Annotated in this window: 14 protein-coding genes; 1 reads left to right on the forward strand and 13 read right to left on the reverse strand. The window is 68.3% G+C overall.

What is annotated here, in order from left to right:
* The first annotated feature begins 108 nt into the window (after positions 1 to 108).
* Positions 109 to 633, forward strand: a complete 525-nt coding sequence (locus tag ABZ562_RS27830; protein WP_361484721.1) for a peptidase inhibitor family I36 protein — start codon at positions 109 to 111, stop codon at positions 631 to 633.
* 165 nt (positions 634 to 798) lie between these two features.
* Here the strand turns inward: ABZ562_RS27830 and ABZ562_RS27835 are convergent, their stop codons facing one another.
* From ABZ562_RS27835 to ABZ562_RS27895, 13 genes are all read right to left on the reverse strand, one after another.
* Positions 799 to 1,722: a hypothetical protein gene (locus ABZ562_RS27835; RefSeq protein WP_361484723.1), complete on the reverse strand. Its 924-nt coding sequence runs from the start codon at positions 1,720 to 1,722 to the stop codon at positions 799 to 801.
* Between the two features lie 60 nt (positions 1,723 to 1,782).
* The gene (locus tag ABZ562_RS27840) at positions 1,783 to 1,989 is read right to left on the reverse strand and encodes a helix-turn-helix domain-containing protein (protein WP_361484725.1); all 207 of its coding nucleotides are present in this window, start codon (positions 1,987 to 1,989) and stop codon (positions 1,783 to 1,785) included.
* Positions 1,990 to 2,402: 413 nt separating this feature from the next.
* Positions 2,403 to 2,861 carry a tyrosine-type recombinase/integrase gene (locus ABZ562_RS27845; protein WP_361484727.1) on the reverse strand — a complete coding sequence of 153 codons (459 nt, stop codon included), beginning with the start codon at positions 2,859 to 2,861 and terminating at the stop codon, positions 2,403 to 2,405.
* 568 nt (positions 2,862 to 3,429) lie between these two features.
* On the reverse strand, positions 3,430 to 5,667 hold the full coding sequence (locus tag ABZ562_RS27850) for a hypothetical protein (protein WP_361484729.1): 2,238 nt from the start codon (positions 5,665 to 5,667) through the stop codon (positions 3,430 to 3,432).
* Between the two features lie 175 nt (positions 5,668 to 5,842).
* On the reverse strand, positions 5,843 to 6,439 hold the full coding sequence (locus ABZ562_RS27855; RefSeq protein ID WP_361484731.1) for a hypothetical protein: 597 nt from the start codon (positions 6,437 to 6,439) through the stop codon (positions 5,843 to 5,845).
* 1,041 nt (positions 6,440 to 7,480) lie between these two features.
* Positions 7,481 to 8,824 carry a TRAM domain-containing protein gene (locus ABZ562_RS27860; RefSeq protein ID WP_361484733.1) on the reverse strand — a complete coding sequence of 448 codons (1,344 nt, stop codon included), beginning with the start codon at positions 8,822 to 8,824 and terminating at the stop codon, positions 7,481 to 7,483.
* 120 nt (positions 8,825 to 8,944) lie between these two features.
* Positions 8,945 to 11,026 carry an APC family permease gene (locus ABZ562_RS27865; protein WP_361484735.1) on the reverse strand — a complete coding sequence of 694 codons (2,082 nt, stop codon included), beginning with the start codon at positions 11,024 to 11,026 and terminating at the stop codon, positions 8,945 to 8,947.
* Positions 11,027 to 11,114: 88 nt separating this feature from the next.
* Entirely contained in the window at positions 11,115 to 12,233 is a 1,119-nt protein-coding gene (locus ABZ562_RS27870; protein WP_361484737.1) for a cytochrome P450, read from the reverse strand.
* The gene (locus ABZ562_RS27875; RefSeq protein ID WP_361484739.1) at positions 12,215 to 13,681 is read right to left on the reverse strand and encodes a cytochrome P450; all 1,467 of its coding nucleotides are present in this window, start codon (positions 13,679 to 13,681) and stop codon (positions 12,215 to 12,217) included. The genes ABZ562_RS27870 and ABZ562_RS27875 overlap by 19 nt, the downstream gene beginning before the upstream one ends.
* Positions 13,678 to 14,292 carry an ATP/GTP-binding protein gene (locus ABZ562_RS27880; protein ID WP_361484741.1) on the reverse strand — a complete coding sequence of 205 codons (615 nt, stop codon included), beginning with the start codon at positions 14,290 to 14,292 and terminating at the stop codon, positions 13,678 to 13,680. Before ABZ562_RS27880 ends, ABZ562_RS27875 begins: the two co-directional genes overlap by 4 nt.
* Positions 14,270 to 14,626 (reverse strand): DUF742 domain-containing protein, encoded by a 357-nt coding sequence (locus tag ABZ562_RS27885; protein WP_361484743.1) that lies wholly within the window; start codon positions 14,624 to 14,626, stop codon positions 14,270 to 14,272. Before ABZ562_RS27885 ends, ABZ562_RS27880 begins: the two co-directional genes overlap by 23 nt.
* Positions 14,623 to 15,051 carry a roadblock/LC7 domain-containing protein gene (locus tag ABZ562_RS27890; protein WP_361484745.1) on the reverse strand — a complete coding sequence of 143 codons (429 nt, stop codon included), beginning with the start codon at positions 15,049 to 15,051 and terminating at the stop codon, positions 14,623 to 14,625. Before ABZ562_RS27890 ends, ABZ562_RS27885 begins: the two co-directional genes overlap by 4 nt.
* Positions 15,048 to 16,517, reverse strand: coding sequence for an ATP-binding protein (locus ABZ562_RS27895; RefSeq protein ID WP_361484747.1), 1,470 nt, complete (start codon positions 16,515 to 16,517; stop codon positions 15,048 to 15,050). Before ABZ562_RS27895 ends, ABZ562_RS27890 begins: the two co-directional genes overlap by 4 nt.
* Between the last annotated feature and the right edge of the window lie 162 nt (positions 16,518 to 16,679).

Consider the following 16,679-nt stretch of genomic DNA (forward strand, 5'->3'; position numbering starts at 1 on the left):
AATCCTTCACATGCTGATTCTGTTCTCGTCCTCGACCGAAGGAGGCTCAAGGTGAGTTCGAGGTTACGTACGTCCATAGCGGCGACAGCTCTGGCGACGGTCCTGGGCATGATGGCCGCACCCGCTGCCGTGGCATCTCCCGGTTCCAGCGCCTTCGCGACGCAGAGTCGGCAGGCTGGGCTGACCGCCACGCAAAGCGCGCGATTGCAGCGGGATGTCGACGCAGTCATCGCTGAGTCCGGTGGCCGGCAGGTGGCGGCAAACATCGTCGACCTCGGCGACGACGCCTCGGTACGGCTCGTCGTGCCCGGCGAGAAGTACGTGCGCGACCTCGCGACCACCCGCGGCCCTGTGACCGCTCCGATTCAGGCAGTGTGCCCTTACAAGGACTTCTGCGCCTATCAGGGCACCAACTACACCGGGCACGAACAGAGGTTTGGCGAGTGTCGAGAGGAGAACCTGAAGGGAAGGGGCTGGAGCGGGTCGGGTTCCTGGTACAACAACCAGTCAAAGCCGTCCATGCGCGCGAAAATGTACGGCAAGGCCGGCAATCTGGTTTACAAGGACGGCGGGCCAGGATCCCACGACCTGAACGCGAACTGGCGCCCCGTTTGGTCGATCAAACCCTGCTGATCTCGTCAGCGGTGGCGCTGAAGGTGCACTCGCGTCTGGCCTGATGCCAGGAGTGCCGAAACGGATGAAGGATCTCCGGTCGACAGTCCGGGGGTCCTTCATCCGTTAAAGGCCCTCCCCTTCGCGAGGGACTGAACATGTCGGGAGGGCCGATCGGCCACCTCCTCACTCTGGGTGCCGGTGGATGTGGTCAGCTCTTCCATGTACGCGTCCTGCTGCTCGGTGCTCATGCCGCTCCTCCCTTGCCTTTCGGGTGCCAGTTGGTTGCCCAGTGCGGGTCGCGCTCGGGCACGTCGACCGGCTCGGGGGCCGGCCGGTGGGCAAGCCGCCAGCTGGCGCGCGGCGCGGTGACGAAGTGGGCCAGGACGAGGGCGGCCTGTCAACGTGGGGCGGTAGAGGTACCTCCCGGCGGCTCTTGGAGCTCTTCGGGTACTCCTTGATTCCGCTCTTGGTGTTGACCTCCACGACGAACAGGCGCGAGCGGCGCTGGTCGACGCGATGGCGATGCAGGCCGGAGAGCTCGCCCCACCGCAGCCTGGTGTAGAAGCCGAGCAGGCACATCGTCCGCCACACGGTGGGGAATTCATCCAGAATGCTCTGCGCCTGGTCAAGGGTGAACCACTGCGGTGGCTTGACCGCGATCTGGGGCAAGTCGATGCTGCGGCATGGGGACACGGCCAGGACATCGTCGTCGACTGCCGCGCGCATGATGGAGGACGTCAGGTTGTAGGCCCGCTTGATCGCAGCGGCCCCCGCTCCCTTCTCGACCAGGGTCCGGATCCAGCTCTGGATGTCCATGCGGGTGATCGCCCGCATTTCCCAGTCCGCCCAGTAAGGAATGACGTGGTTCTTGATGCTGGAGGCATCGCCGCGCAGCGTGTGGGGCTCAACAATGCGAGCGTTCCACCACCGGTCGTGCCACTCGCGGAACGACATCTCGCCGGCACGTGGGTCACGCATGCCTCCGCGAGCGAGCTGTGTCTCCATCTCGATGCCCCAGGCGCGGGCCTGCGCCTTGAGGGGGAACGACTCGCTGAACCGGTCTCCTGTCCGGTTGCGTACCGTCGCTTGCCACTTGCCTGACTTCAACCTGCGGAGGTACGAGGTTCTACTCCTTGTTCAACGGTGACGGGGCCGGAACGGCCTCGGTCAGCGGCGGCCTGGCAGCGGCACTACGGCCCGGCGGCTGATGAACTCGTCGAGCCCGGCCGCGGGCACCCGTACGCGGGACCGGCCTGGTCCGGTACGGAGGTCGACCACAGGAAGGTCGCCAGCAGCGATGAAGCGGTAGACGGTGCGCCGATCGACGTCCAGAGCGGCGGCGACGGCGGGGATGGACAGCAAGCGTGCAGGCATAGCGGAGACCTTGAGGTGATGGGAGAGTGATGAGCTGGCCGCTCGGGGCAGCCAGCGATCAGAGCTCAGCCGGTCAGAGCGGCCGACCAGTCTTATCCGGGGTGTGGGAACCCTTTACGGAGAGCTTCGGCAAAAAGGAGGCCCGCCCAGCCGACGGCTTCGCCGGAGTAAAGATCACCGTACGAAGAGGGTGAATTGTGCCCTGTGGCCCGCGCTCTGGACGTCAGCCAGAGCGCGGGACGAGATTCACGACTTGAGCGGCTCTGGAGCGGCCATGGCATCGGCAAGCTGATCCCGGTCGATCGCGGCGTTCTCCGCGCGGAAGCAGTGCGGATAGCGCAGCGCCAGCCAACTCGGGGTCACGCCGGCAAGCTCAGCAACCGCGAAGCATGAGATGCCCATCTGGAGCCACTTCACCAGGCAGGACTCGCGGAGGAGATCGGCTCCCCCAGGCGCCATGAGTACCGCTCGTCCCGTGGCAGGACAGCTTCTTGGGCCTGCTCCCACACCCGCTGGTATTCGGGAGTCGAGAGCGGTCGGCCGCCCCTGCTGGGGAACAGCAGATCGCCCTCCCGTAGACCGGCCTCGCTGATCCATTCCCGCAGGAACTCGACCAACCGCGGCTTGAGGGGAATTTCACTCGCGGTCCTCCTGGAGCGAACGTTCAACTTCCCCCAGCCATGCACCGGGAGGTCTACGTCACTGACACGCAGTGCCTGGGCTTCGCTCGGGCGCAGGGCCTGCTCGGCCACGATGCACATGAAGGGATAGACCGAGCGTTCGGCGCCCGCCCGTCCACGCACCCACTCGAGCAACGCTCGAACCTGCCCCTCGGAATACAACCACTCTTCTTCCATGACCTCGACCGACATAGCTCTGAACTCCTCACAAGAAAAGACGGAACACGTCACGCAGATCAGCGGGGCAGGTTCAATGGTCTGCAGAATTGCCGGTTTGGCCAACCGGCGATCGTCGGCTATGTTGCGCCTGGCTCGACGCTCGTGACGTCTCGACAGACACACGAATGCAACGCGTAGTCGCGCTACTGCGGACTGTTCTAGGTTTGCTTGCTTCGCCGCGTCATTCCAGTCCGTTGCGCCCTCAATGTGTCTGCCGTCGGCGAATCAGCACAACCAAGCATCACAACGGGGCGCTGCCGCCGGCACCGCCGCCAAGCGGCGAGGAGCCGAGAACAGAGCAGGTGCCTTCTAAGCGCTTACTCTATCCACCAGAAGCATACCCAGCCTCCTGCTTGCATTCGCCTAGACACAGACCTCGACTGACCACATTCGCTGAGCGGCCTACCCGAATAGTGCAGTTCATGGCTGACCGGGCCGGTCGATGCAGACGAGGTGAACGTGCAGCGCTCCATCAAGCCGCCACGCACTTTCCGCTCCGGAGAACAAGGGCCGCTTGGAGTCGCTCAACGGTGACGTCGGCCTATTCGACGTCGTTGATGCCCTCGCCCTCTTCCTGCTCTTCGTCCTCTTCCTCGCGATCCGCAACCTGAGGATGAACAAGGATTTCACCGGCCAGCTTGCGTACTTCGTTGATGATGCGGTCCAGTTCGTCGGGCGACCCGAAGGGGTGCACGGTAGTGGCTCGTGCCTCGGGAGTATCGGCAAGACTCATCAACTTTCTCACCGCTTGCCTTGCATCGGCTACGGCCTGGCGTAGGGTGCGCCGCTCGGCGGCCAGCTGATCGGACACCGGCAGTTCGGAGGCGTCGTTCTCGTTCTGTTGGTTTCGATCGTTTTCCGCGTCGCGCGCTTTGTCTGGGTTGGAAACAGTCACGACACGCCACTGGTCGAGAGGTTCGGGGGCGACACCGCCCGCGTCCTTGCGGATCTTGTCCTCGGCGGTGATGTCGACTGCGGGGATCGAGTACATCGTGGCCGTGTTGCGTGCCAGGAGCTGCGTATTGGTGAAGGAGTTGAGGCATTCCCGCTCGGCGTCGAAGGCCCTGGCAGCGAAGGCGAGAGTCCACAGCCCCTCCTCGGAGTCTGCGAGCCCGGCGATGATCTGATCCGTGTTGGCGCGGAAGGGTACCGTCTTGCCCACTGCAGACCCGACGTTCCTCGTGATGAGCTTGTCCGTGATAAGAGCGACTCCCCCTGCGACGGTGAGTGTCTGCCGCGCGCTGTTGTTACCGTTCAACGCCTGCTTGACGAGTTCGGTGAAATCCGCCGTGGGGACGGGCCGCCAGTCGCTGAGAACGCCCTTGGTCAGCGCTCCACCGTTCGCCCATGCGTTCCGCGCTTGTTGGAGCGTTCCCGCCTTGTAGCCCCGCCAGGGAAGGTCGATGACCGGCCCGAGGAGTTCCGCGTATCCGGAGGTCTTCATCTTGCTCGTGCCCTTGATGTCCTTGGCGAACCCCTTGACCTGCTCGAAGACGTCAGGCCGGGTGAGGAAGTGCACCAGGTAGACGGCCCGCCACAGAGGCGTTCCGGGAACGCTGTCGTCATGGAAAACGTCCGGCAGTTCCACGGGCTTCCGACGTCCGAGCGCAAGGCCGATAATGCCGTCGAGGAGATTGTTCTGCGGCAGTCCGGGGATACGGACACGGCTGATCGCCCGCGTACCGACCTCCACGTTCTGCGCTGCCGCCTCCCAGTGCCGAAATTCGACGTGAATCGAGGCAAGGATGGAGCGGACCGCGTCATCAAAGACCTCTTTGGCAGAGAGTCCGGCCGAGCCGTGCCGGTGAACTCCGACCGTGACCTGGGCGGGCACTACGAGGGTCTGACCGAGGCGCACTGAGCGATCCGTCGGTTGCGCCTCGTTCACTCCGCGCTGGAATTCGGCGAGGAAGCCGTTGAGTGCCTCCTGCCGGCCGAGTGCCATCCGCTGGCTGAGTGCCTTCTCCGCAGCGCCACGTCGCTGCGGCCTCTCTGCGGACAGGACTTCGAGGGCGGTCACGGCGATGTCGTCGGCATACGGTGCCTCTCCCTCAGTAAGGAGAGCCCAGGCGCTGGTCAGGCGAGTGATGCCGTCGCGAACGGCGAGTACGTCGATACACTCGCTGCCGTCGGCGAATTCGAGCCGGCACGGGTGGGCAATGACGGCACGAGTGATACGACGGGCCAGGATCGACCGGTCGTAGGGGGTCGGGTTGGCGTGCCGGGTCTGCTCGATGGTCTGCGCCAGGTGTGCGTGCAAATGCTTGCGGTCACGATAGCGGTAGATAACTCGAGCGTACGGTCGTCCGTGCTCATCCACGTCGCCGTGGACCTCCGGGTCCTCCTCGGGGAGCGCTCCCTGGCTGGTCCGCGGCTGGTGCCCCGGAAACAGTTCGGTCAGCCATACTCTGGTGTGAAGCGAGCGGAGCGTTGCTCCCTCCACGTGCTCCTCGATCAGCGCGGACGCCTGCCCCTTAGAAGAGCGCAGTTGGGCTGCTGCCGCTTCGGGCGCAATGATGGCGCGCGCCACGGCATGCCACGCGTCCTCGTCGAGTGAAGCGCCGTCCGCCGCCAAACCCGCTTTCACTAGTTGGGAACGTTCAGCGGCATTTGAGGGAGTCGGGAGGGTCCGCTCGAATCCCGAGACCGTGAACTCCTCTCCCGAGAAGCGGAACGAGATCGTTTCGGGGCCGCTCGGCGGGGCCATGAGGCAGGCTGATTGAGTGGCACCCTCTGCCTCCTCCGCGACCTGAACCTGGGATTCGTTGGCATCAGACATATTTTTCCTTCCAATAGCCTGCCGGGACTCACCGAGATCGGTCGATGGCACTACTGGCTGGCTACCGTCCCGGCCATTAGACTGGAGAACGCAGTCAGGGCCGCGCGGAGCGCGTGCCAGGTCTGCTTTCACGAGCCCCGGCGTCTGGCCGGGGCTCGTCATACAGCCCGTCTGGTTAGCACCGTTCCGGGGCGGGGGCTTTCGACAGGTGTCGGCTGTACCAACCCCACATAAACCTCCTGGAGTGCTGCCGCGCAATGGCCTGGCAAGCGCTGTGGGCCACCACGTCGGCCATCTGGATCCAGGGCGAGGCGTGTGCCGGAACCTCAACGGCCGGGAACGGGATATGTCGAGGGCTAACCTGACGATGCACCTGCCCGTAAAGATGTTCGGAGCCATCCCCGTCAACGACCAGCGCAGCGCGTTCACCGGTCTCGTCTAGCCGTCGGTCGAGGCGACGGAGCAATCCCTCGTACGCCTGCCGCTTCGCCCTGCCCCAATGCGCCGGCTCCTCGGTGTAGACGGTCACGATACTGAGCGACGCCTGCGCGCCGATGAGATCGAGGGCCGCCTGAGCCATGCGGTATCGATCGATCTTGGTGGGGTTGAGGCCACCCGGGCGCCCTCGGCCTGAGAGGAAGTTGGTCGCGTGCAGTTCGAAGTCGGTCGGTACCCCGTACTCGCTATGCCACTGGTTGCGTAGTTCTCGCCAGGCACGAAGGACTTCGGGAGCTTGCTCTGCGGGAACGCCGAGGGCAGCGTAGAGCGCCAAGCCGGTACCAGGGATGCCGGATTCGTCGACGTAGTAGGTTTGGCCGACCGACTGATGAGTGGTGATGACTGTGCCCGGCCTTTCGCTCGAATCCGAACGCGATCAGGACAATATGCGGCTGCACCGCTTCGAACTGATCGCTCTAGCCGAGTTGGGACACGGCCGGGCATGTGGATTCGGGCGATACGCGCTGCGTCTCTCCGCCACCACGCTCCCCAGGTTCTTTCTCGGTGGCCTGCTGAGACTCAACGAGTCTGTGAGGTCTGCCAGTCAGAGTGCCCGGGTGGCATTCGGCCGTCCGCCGCCTGCTTTTTCGCGAGGTAATGAAGGGCTCGTACACACTCAGATTAGCCGTACGCCTTTCACGACGTCAACTTTTCTACATAAAAGGCACTTGAGTTCCCTTGTGCGGTATTAGCAAGGAATCCGACAGCAGTTCGAGCGTCCGCACGTGCAAGGCTCGACTTTTTCCTCTAGTTGGCCGGAACACCAGACACCGGAATTGGATCATCGCGCCCAGATACAGGCAACGAGCCTGGACGCCGTACATGGCGGAAGGCCCAGCGACCGACAGTGTCGGCGATGACGGGATTACGGTGGACGGCTACGACCACCGCGCCTGGAAGAAGCGGAACTTAATCACGCGTAGCAGGTCGACCTGTTCCGGCCTTCAGAAGCTCTGGGCGGCAACGGCGAAGAGCAGTTGGAGAGGTTAGCGCCCCTCTTGGTCAGTGGCCGACGGGTCGACCATCAATTCGGCGACGACCGCGGTCTCGTCACTTACACCGGGGACGGCGAGCAGCGCCAGAACCCGCCAGCACGACTCAGGCCGCCAGGCACCGCACCGTCGCCGAGCCAGGTGGCAATGACGTCGGAAGAGCCACCACCGAGTGGGCGGGTACACGCTCGAGACCTACACATCAACACACCTGACGCCCCGCCAGAACGAGCGTCAGGTGAGCGTCACGAGCGTCATTTCAGCGTCAAGATATCGCCCGTAACGCCCACACCGCACATAATGCGCGGCATCAAAACCGCAGGTCAGGAACCCTTCGCGGCCGGTTCGAGGATGGCGACGCACTCCACGTGGTGCGTCACCGGGAACAGGTCGAACGCGCGCAGGCGGCGCGGTACGTAGCCCGCTTCGCGGAAGTAGGCGAGGTCGCGGGCGAGGGCCGCCGGGTCGCAGGCCACGTAGGCGATGCGGCGGGCGCCCAGGGTCGCGAGGTGGGCGACCGTGTCCTTGCCCGCGCCGGAGCGGGGCGGGTCGAGGACGATCAGGTCGGCCTCGGAGATGCCGGTGCGGGGCAGCACCTGCTCCACCTTGCCGTGCTCGATCCGGACCCGGTCCAGGTCCTGGAGGTTGTGCCGGGCGTCCTCGGCCGCGCGCTTGCTCGACTCGATGCCCAGCACCGCGCCGCGCTCGCCGACCCGCTCGCCGAGAGCGCCCGCGAAGAGGCCGACGCCGCAGTAGAGGTCGAGCGCGGTGTCGCCCTTGCGCGGCATGAGGCCCTGCATGACGGCCTCGACCAGCAGGTCCGCGGCCTTGGGATGGACCTGCCAGAAACCGCCCTCGCCGACCCGCCAGGTGCGGTCCGCGGCGCGCTCGCGGACGAAGGGGCGGCCGTGGACGCGGTGCACGAGACGCTGCCGCTCGCGGCCGCGGGACTCGCCGACGCGCAGGACGGAGACCGGGCGGTCGAGTTCGACGATGGGCAGCCGGCCACCGGGGCGGGGGGTGAGGACGACCTGACGGTCGGAGGAGCCGGTGGCGGCGATGGCCTCGATGGTTTCGATCTGCGGCCATTCCCGCTTCTCGATGCCGAGTTCGGTGACCCCGGGCGCGGCGATCAGGCAGTGGTCGACGGGCTCGACCTCGTGCGAGCGGTGGCGGCGCAGCCCCGGGCGGCCCTGTGCGTCCACCGCGTACTGCAGCCGGGTGCGCCAGGCCGGGACCTCGCCGCGGGACACCTTGTCGCCGGGGGCGGGTTCGACGGTGCCGTCCCAGCGGGCGTCCTCGGGGGTGAGTCCGGCCAGCCGCCGCAGCTGCTCGGTGATCACCTCCGCCTTGAGCCTGCGCTGGGCGCCGGGGGCGACGTGCTGCCAGTCGCAGCCGCCGCACCGGCCGGGGCCGGAGAACGGGCAGGGCGCCTCGACCCGGTCCTTGGCGGCGTCCAGAATCCGGACCGCGTCGGCGCGCAGGAAGCGCGCGCCCTCCTCGCCCTCGGTGACCTTGGCGACGACCCGCTCGCCGGGCAGGGTGTGGCGTACGAACAGCACCTGGCCCTCGGCGGTCCGGGCGATGCAGTGGCCGCCGTGGGCCACCGGGCCGACCTCGACCTCGTACTCCTCGCCGACCAGCGACGCCTTGGGTTCACTTTGCATGGCGGGTTCGGCTCCGTAAGGGGGTGAGGGTGCGGATGGGACACAGCGGCCCGGGCGGGACGACAGCAGCCCACCAGTCTACGTCCCCGCGCCCCCGGCTCCCCACGAAGGGGGCGGCGGCTACCGCCCCGGCGTCCGGACGGCCGCCTTCTCGGCCTTGCGCTCGCCCTTCGGCCGCGGCGGTGCCACGGGCCCGCGCCGCACCGCGCCCGGAGCGTTCCACTCGGCGCGCTTGCGGGCGCGCTTGCGGGCCAGCTCCGAGGAGTCCAGCTGCCAGGGCACGGAGGTCACCATCACGCCGGGGGTGAACAGCAGCCGGCCCTTGAGGCGCAGCGCGCTCTGGTTGTGCAGCAGGTGCTCGTACCAGTGGCCGACCACGTACTCGGGGATGTAGACGGAGACCACATCGCGCGGGCTCTCCCGGCGCAGCCCCTTGACGTAGTCGATGACCGGCCGGGTGATCTCCCGGTACGGCGAGTCGAGGATCTTCAGCGGGACGTCGATGCCGCGCTCGCTCCACGCCGACTGCAGCGCCTTGGTCTCGGCGGGATCGACGTTGATGCTCAGCGCCTCCAGCCGGTGGGAGCGCATCAGCTTGGCGTAGGCCAGGGCCCGCAGCGTCGGCTTGTGGATCTTGGAGACGAGGACGATGGAGTGCACCCGGGAGGGCCGGACCTCCTCCTCGTCCTGCTGCTCGTCGGCCGCGGCCAGCTCCTCGGAGACGCCGTCGTAGTGGCGCCGGATCGCGGTCATGGTGACGTAGAAGACGGCCATGCCGAGCAGCGCCACCCAGGCGCCGTGGGTGAACTTGGTGAGCAGCACGACGACCAGGACCAGCCCGGTGAAGAAGGCGCCGAAGGTGTTGATCGCGCGGGAGCGGATCATGCGGCGGCGGGTGGCCGGGTCGCGCTCGGTGGCCAGGTGGCGGTTCCAGTGCCGCACCATGCCGGTCTGGCTGAGGGTGAAGGAGACGAAGACGCCGACGATGTAGAGCTGGATCAGCCGGGTCGAGTCCGCGCCGTAGAGGTAGACGAGGACGGCGGCCGCGGAGGCGAGCAGCACGATGCCGTTGGAGAAGGCGAGCCGGTCGCCGCGGGTGTGCAGCTGGCGCGGCAGGTAGCGGTCCTGGGCGAGGATCGCCCCGAGCAGCGGGAAGCCGTTGTACGCGGTGTTGGCGGCCAGGAACAGGACCAGCGCGGTGGCCGCGGCGAGCACCACGAACAGGAACGAGCCGTCGCCGAAGACGGCGGCCGCGACCTGCGAGATCACCGGGTTCTGGGTGTATCCGGAGCCGAGCGCGACGCCGTTCTTGAACAGGTCGTTGGCCGGGTCCTCGGCCATCTTGACGTTGGTGACCAGCGCGAGGGTGATGATGCCGACGAACATCGCGACGGCGAGCCCGCCCATCAGCGCCAGCGTCGTCGCCGCGTTCCGGCTCTTGGGCTTGCGGAAGGCGGGCACCCCGTTGCTGATGGCCTCGACGCCGGTGAGCGCGGCGCAGCCGTCCGAGAAGGCGCGCAGCAGCAGGAAGACCAGCGCGAAGCCGGCCAGCCCGGTCTGCTCGGCGTGGACCTCGAAACCGGCGGTGGGGGCCTTCATGTCGTCGCCGAGGACGAGCCCGCGGTAGGCGCCCCAGAGGATCATCACGAAGACGCCGCCGACGAAGACGTACGTGGGGATCGCGAAGAGCTTGCCCGATTCGCGGACCCCGCGCAGGTTCATCAGGGTCAGCAGCAGGATGATCGCGACCGCGACGAGCGTCTTGTGCTCGACGATGAAGGGGACGGCGGAACCGAGGTTCTCCACACCGGAGGAGATCGACACGGCCACCGTCAGCACGTAGTCGACCAGCAGGGCGCTGGCGACCGTGAGGCCCGCCTTGGGGCCGAGGTTGGTGGTGGCGACCTCGTAGTCACCGCCTCCGCTGGGATACGCGTGCACGTTCTGGCGGTACGAGGCGACCACCGTGAACATGAGCACGATGATCGCGATCGTGATCCACGGAGAGTAGTGGTAGGCCGACGCACCCGCCACGGAAAGGACGATCATCACCTGCCCGGGCGCGTACGCGACGGAGGACAGGGGGTCGGAGGCGAAGACGGGGAGCGCGATGCGCTTGGGGAGAAGGGTTTCTCCCAACTTGTCGCTGCGCAGCGCCCGCCCGATCAGGATCCGTTTCGGGAGGTCGGTCAGTTTGGACACGCAGAGGATCGTAAAGGGTGGGCGGGGCGCCCGCCCACCCGCCCGTCCCCGCGGGGACGGGCGGGCGGCGGGGCGGCCGCCACGGCGGTCAGGACAACCGGACCGGCAGGGTGCGGTGGCCGTTGGAAATGAAGGATTCCACCGGCTCCAGCGCGTCCTGCCCGGCCGCGAGCGAGAGTCGAGGGAAGCGCTCGAACAGCGCCGGGAGCGCGATCATGGCCTCCAGCCGGGCCAGCGGCGCGCCGACGCACAGATGGACGCCGTGGCCGAAGGCGAGGTGGTTCTTGAGGTTCCGGGTCACGTCGAACCGGTCCGCGTCCTCGCCGTGCACCTCCGGGTCACGCCCGGCGGCCGCGTAGGCGGCGACGATCGCGTCGCCCTTGCGCAGCACGACACCGCTGTCCAGCTCGATGTCCTCGACGGCGTAGCGCAGCGGCAGGTTGGCGACCGGGGCGGAGTGCCGCAGCGTCTCCTCGATCACGTCCTCCCAGGTGGCCCGCCCCGCCCGGACGTGCTCGAGCTGCTCGGGCCGGGTGAGCAGCGCGTGGATGGCGTTGTCCAGCAGGTTGACGGTGGTCTCGTGACCTGCCGAGAGGAACAGGGCGAGGGTGTCGGTCAGCTCCTTCTCGCTGAGCTTGGCGTCGTCCCCCTCCCCCCGCACCGCCAGCAGCCCGCTGGTCAGGTCGTCGCCCGGGTTCTCGCGCTTGGTGGCCACCAGCTCGCCGAGGACGGAGTACAGCTCGGTGTAGGTGGCGGTGACCTCCTCCGGGGTGGCGGAGGTGTGGAAGATGCTGTCGACGACCCGGCGCATCCGCGCCACCAGGTGCTCGTCGTCCATCCCGAACAGCTCGGAGATCACCTGGATGGGCACCGGGTAGGCGTACGCGTCGCGCAGGTCGACCACCTCGCCCGGTTCGGTGGCGGCCAGCGCGTCCAGCAGGTCGGCGCACATCTCCTCGATGCGCGGCCGCAGGGCGGCGGTGCGCCGCGCGGTGAACGCCTTGGAGATCAGGGTGCGCAGCCGCCGGTGGTCGGTGCCGTAGGAGGTGAACATGTTCTCCACGGCGACCCAGGTGATCAGCGGCCACTCCTGCGAAATCTCACCGTTGATCCACGCCGGCCAGTGCTGGCGGGGGTCCTTGGAGACGCGGGGGTCGGTCAGCAGCCGCTTGAGCGTGCTCTGGGTGCTTATTGCCCACGCCACCACGCCGTGAGGAAGCTCAACAAGCGTCGCTTCGCCGCCTGCGGCGACTCGGGCTGCCTCTCCGACGATGTCTCGGCCGGTGGGATCGAGGACGATGGGACGGGTTTCCATGGGGTGTCTCCAGGGTTCTCGTCGAATCGGGCTGACTCGGGTGCGGACGCTGCGAACGGTTCGGCGTGAGTCGCCAATTGGGCGGGGAAGCGCACCGGCAGGGACGCCAGGGCGCGGTGGAAGGGCCCGGTCCGCCACGTCAGCTGTTCGACGGGGACGGCCAGCTCCATGTCCGGGAGACGGTCCAGGAGTCGCTCGATGGCGACGGTGGCGATCACGCGGGCGGGCCGCTCCGCGGGGCAGCGGTGGGCACCGGCGCTCCACGCCAGATGGGCCCGGTTGCCGGATCGCCGGTCGGAGGCGATGGCGGCCTCGTGGTTGGCGGCGGCGTAGCTGATGAGCACCGGCTCGCCCTTGCGCAGCCGTACGCCCGCGACATCGCAGTCGTAGCGGGGGAATCGGGTGCCGTAGTTGGCCATCGGCGGGTCGTTCCACAGGACCTCGTCGATGGCGTCCTCCACGGGCATGCTGCCGCCGGACAGCTCACCGGCGAAGCGGTCGTCCGACAGCAGCAGGCGCAGCGCGTTGGCGATCAGGTTCTGCTGGGGGTCGGTACCGGCCGCCATCAACAGGATGATCTGCTGCATCAGCTCGTCGTCGGCCAGCTGCGAGGGGTGCGCGATCAGCCAGGAGGTGACGTCGGCCGAGGGCTGCTGGCGCTTGCTCGCGACCAGGCCCGAGATCCAGCGGAGCAGGTCCTCGTTGGCCTGGGCGGCTTCCTCGCCGCTGTCGAAGAGCTTCATCATGGTCTCGACCAGCTTCGGGCCGTCCGCGGCGAGCGCGCCGAAGAGCTGGTTGAAGACGAGCAGCGGGAGCACCGACGCGTACTCGATGAGCAGATCGGCCTCGCCCCGGGAGGCGAAGGCGTCGATCAGGGTCTCCGCGCTGCGCTCGACGTACTCGCTGAGCGCGTGCGGGTCGACCCGGTCCAGGCTGTCGGTGATCGCCCCGCGCAGCCGGGCGTGTGCCTCGCCGTCGCAGAACAGGGCGTTCGGCCGGTACATCATCATGGGGGCGACCGGGCTGTCCTGCTGGACGGTCCCGTCGTGCACCGCCCGCCAGCCGCGCGGGTCCTTGGCGAACCGCTCGGTGTCGCGCAGGACCTCGAGCCCGAGCTGGTAGCTGGTGACGAGCGAGCCGTAGACCCCGGGCGACAGCTCCACCGGCGCGATCGGCCCATGGACGGTGCGCATCCGCTCGTAGGCGGCGTGCGGGTCGGCGGCGAAGTCGGGCCCGTACATCGGCACCGTGCCGCGGCTGCCCACGACTCCGGTGGCGCCCGTGCGTACGGGGCAGACCGGTGGTGGAACGGGTCCGGCGGCGGCGATACGGTCGGTCACACATTCTCCTGAGCGCTACGGGTGTGGCGGGCCTGCAGATACTGGACGAGGGCGATCAGCGCGTGGGTGGAGGAGATCCGGTCCCTGGCGTCACAGGTGACCAGCGGGGTCTCGGGCAGCAGGTCGAGCGCCTCCCGGACCTCCGTCTCGGCGAAGCGGGGCGCTCCCTCGAAGTGGTTGACGGCGACGGCGTACGGCAGCCCCTGCTCCTCCAGGACGGCCATCACCGGGAAGGACTGCTCCAGCCGCCGGGTGTCGGCGAGCACCAGCGCGCCCAGCGCGCCGCGCGTCATGTCCTTCCACATCCGGGTGAAGCGCTGCTGCCCGGGCGCGCCGAAGAGGTACAGGACCAGGGACTCGCTGAGAGTGAGCCGGCCGAAGTCCATGGCGACGGTGGTGGTCGTCTTCTCCTCGATGCCCGCGAGGTCGTCGATGAGCGCGCCCGCCTGAGTCATCGTCTCTTCGGTGCGCAGCGGGCGGATTTCGGACAGTGAGCCCACGAAGGTCGTCTTGCCGACCGCGAAGTGTCCGACGACCAGCAGCTTGGCCGCGGTCCGTACGGTCTGGGGCAGATAGACCGCACCCCGGTCAGAGGCGAGCGCGGAGTCCATCGAGCACCTCCTGGAGCAGCTGGGTCTCGGGGAGTTCGGCGGGCGGGATGGGGGCGCGGGTGCTGATGTGGCCGCTGTCGACCAGATCGCCCAGCAGGACCTTGGTGACGCTCACCGGCAGCTCCAGATAGCCGGAGACCTCGGCGACCGACAGCGCGCCGCCGAGGCAGAGTTCCATGACCGCCCGTTTCTCCGGGCTGAGACCGGCGAGCGGCCGGTCGGGGTGGGCCATGACCAGGGTCACCAGGTCGAAGGTGTTGCGGGTCGGGTAGGCACGGCCGTCGGTCACGACATACGGCCGTACCAATCCTCGTTCGCGCCTGCCCGGGCTCATGCGGGGCTGCCGATCCCCTGCCAGGCCGCGCCCTGCCGCGGCGGGCTGGTCAGTTCCTTGCCCAGCCGGTCGACCAGCTTCTGCATCCGGTAGCTGACCGCCTCCATGTCCACGTCCTCGGTGGCCGAGACGGCCAGGTACGCGCCGGGGCCGGCGGCGATCAGGAAGACGTAGCCGCCGACGAACTCGACCAGCGTCTGCTGCCAGGGCGTCTCGTCACGGTCGCAGAACTCGGAGGTGCTGCGGCTGATCGACTGCAGTCCGGAGAGCGCGGCGGCCTGGCGCTCGGCCTCGTCGCGCGCGATGCCCTTGGAGTGCGCCCGCAGCATCCCGTCGGCGGAGAGCAGGATCGCGTGCCGTGCCTCCGGCATCTTGACCACCTCGTCGAGCATCCAGCCCAGCTCGTTGTTCATGTGGTCGTTCATGCCTGGCGATTCCCTTCTTCGGTGTGAGGGGCGGCATCCGGTGTGACGCCACGGCCGGAGCGCGTACCGCGCGCGAACGCGCCCATGCGCTTGGCGGTCTCTTCGGCCGAGCGGACGCGGTGCGGACCCGTGTCGGTTTCGGGGGCGCCGGACCCCGGTCCGGGCGCGGTGGGCCAATCGTCCACCGGTGGGGCGGCGGTGGGCCTGCGGCGGCGGCGCTTGGGCAGCCCGCCCTCGGTCTCCCCGTACACGCGCGTCGCCTCGTCGTCCACGGACGGCTGCCCGGGTCCCGCGGAGGGCGCCGGCGCGGGAGCCGCCGCCGGGGCCGGGGCGGGCGCCTGGGGCGCGGCGGGGGCCTGCGCCGCGGCCCTGCGGCGGTTCGCGCGGGACGGGAGGGTACGCAGCGGGGCGGCGGCCTCGGCCTCGTACGCGTCCTGGGCCGCGGGCGCGGCGGCGGGCGCTTCCGCGTCGATGTGGGTGAGCAGCGCGCTGGGGAGGAACAGGACGGCGCGCACACCGCCGTACGGGGACCGGGTGTCCACCGAGACGCTGAAGCCGTACCGGGCGGCGAGCAGGCCCACCACGGCGAAGCCGAACTGCGGCGGGTCGCCCAGCCGCGAGACGTCCACGGCGCGCTGGCCGGACAGCAGCCCGGCGGCCCGCTGGACCTCCAGGCCGTCCATGCCGACCCCGGCGTCGTCGATCACGATGCAGGCGCCGTTGTGCACCGGCTGCAGGCTGACCTCGACGTTGGTGTTGGGCTGGGAGTGCCGGGCGGCGTTGTCCAGCAGCTCGGCGACCGCGAGCACCACGGGCTCCACCGCGCGGCTCGCCACACCGATGTCGATCAGGGCGTGCACCTGGACCCGCCGGTAGTCGCGGATGCGCGACTTGGCGCCCCGGACCACATCGGTCATCGGGGAGGCGGTGCGCTGGCGGCCGGGCCAGGAGCCGCACAGCACGGCGATGGCCTGGGCGCGGCGGCCGAACTGCGCGTTGGCGTGGTCGATCTCCAGCAGGTCGCGCAGCACGTCGGGGTTGTCGTGCCGGTCCTGCATCTCCGAGATCGCCACCTGCTGTTCATTGGCGAGGCCCTGGAGGGCGCGCATCGACGCCTTCAGCGCGGCCTTGGCGGAGGCGTCGGCCCGCGACTGTGCCTTGTCCACCGCGCGCGCGAAGTGCTCCATGACCGCGTGCAGGCTCTGCGCGTAGGCGGTCCCGGCCAGCTTCTCGTCCCGCAGCCCGGGCAGCGGGGCGGGCTGGCTCAGCACGTCCGCGATCGCCGGGAGCCGGACGTCGACCAGATGCCGCACTTCCTCGTCGCGGGAGCGCAGGTTGTCCTCGAGCGTGGCGTTACGCCTGCGCACTCCGGCGGTGATCCGCCGCTGGCGCATCAGAAGCACCAGAACGACAAGGAGGACGCCGGCCAGGCACCAGGTCACCGCCTCCGGTATGTGATCTGTCATCAGGAACCTCGTGCAGAGAACGCGGGCGTGGAGGGAACGATTCAGTGCCCTGATGTCCCGTCCGGGAACGGAATACGGCGATCATCTTAGCCACGCCGTGACCAAGTGTCCGACGGGCGCAACAAAGTTCGAACTCCTCGGACCCTATTGCCCATTCTCGTA

This window comes from Streptomyces sp. NPDC019937, from assembly GCF_040631655.1.
Classification (GTDB): domain Bacteria; phylum Actinomycetota; class Actinomycetes; order Streptomycetales; family Streptomycetaceae; genus Streptomyces.

Bases quoted from the DNA above. Each gene is read 5' to 3' on its own strand.
- ABZ562_RS27850 (WP_361484729.1), bottom strand. From the start codon at position 5,667: ATGTCTGATGCCAACGAATCCCAGGTTCAGGTCGCGGAGGAGGCAGAG.
- ABZ562_RS27880 (WP_361484741.1), bottom strand. From the start codon at position 14,292: ATGGACTCCGCGCTCGCCTCTGACCGGGGTGCGGTCTATCTGCCCCAG.
- ABZ562_RS27860 (WP_361484733.1), bottom strand. From the start codon at position 8,824: ATGCAAAGTGAACCCAAGGCGTCGCTGGTCGGCGAGGAGTACGAGGTC.
- ABZ562_RS27840 (WP_361484725.1), bottom strand. From the start codon at position 1,989: ATGCCTGCACGCTTGCTGTCCATCCCCGCCGTCGCCGCCGCTCTGGAC.
- ABZ562_RS27845 (WP_361484727.1), bottom strand. From the start codon at position 2,861: ATGTCGGTCGAGGTCATGGAAGAAGAGTGGTTGTATTCCGAGGGGCAG.
- ABZ562_RS27890 (WP_361484745.1), bottom strand. From the start codon at position 15,051: ATGAACGACCACATGAACAACGAGCTGGGCTGGATGCTCGACGAGGTG.
- ABZ562_RS27885 (WP_361484743.1), bottom strand. From the start codon at position 14,626: ATGAGCCCGGGCAGGCGCGAACGAGGATTGGTACGGCCGTATGTCGTG.
- ABZ562_RS27895 (WP_361484747.1), bottom strand. From the start codon at position 16,517: ATGACAGATCACATACCGGAGGCGGTGACCTGGTGCCTGGCCGGCGTC.
- ABZ562_RS27830 (WP_361484721.1), top strand. From the start codon at position 109: ATGATGGCCGCACCCGCTGCCGTGGCATCTCCCGGTTCCAGCGCCTTC.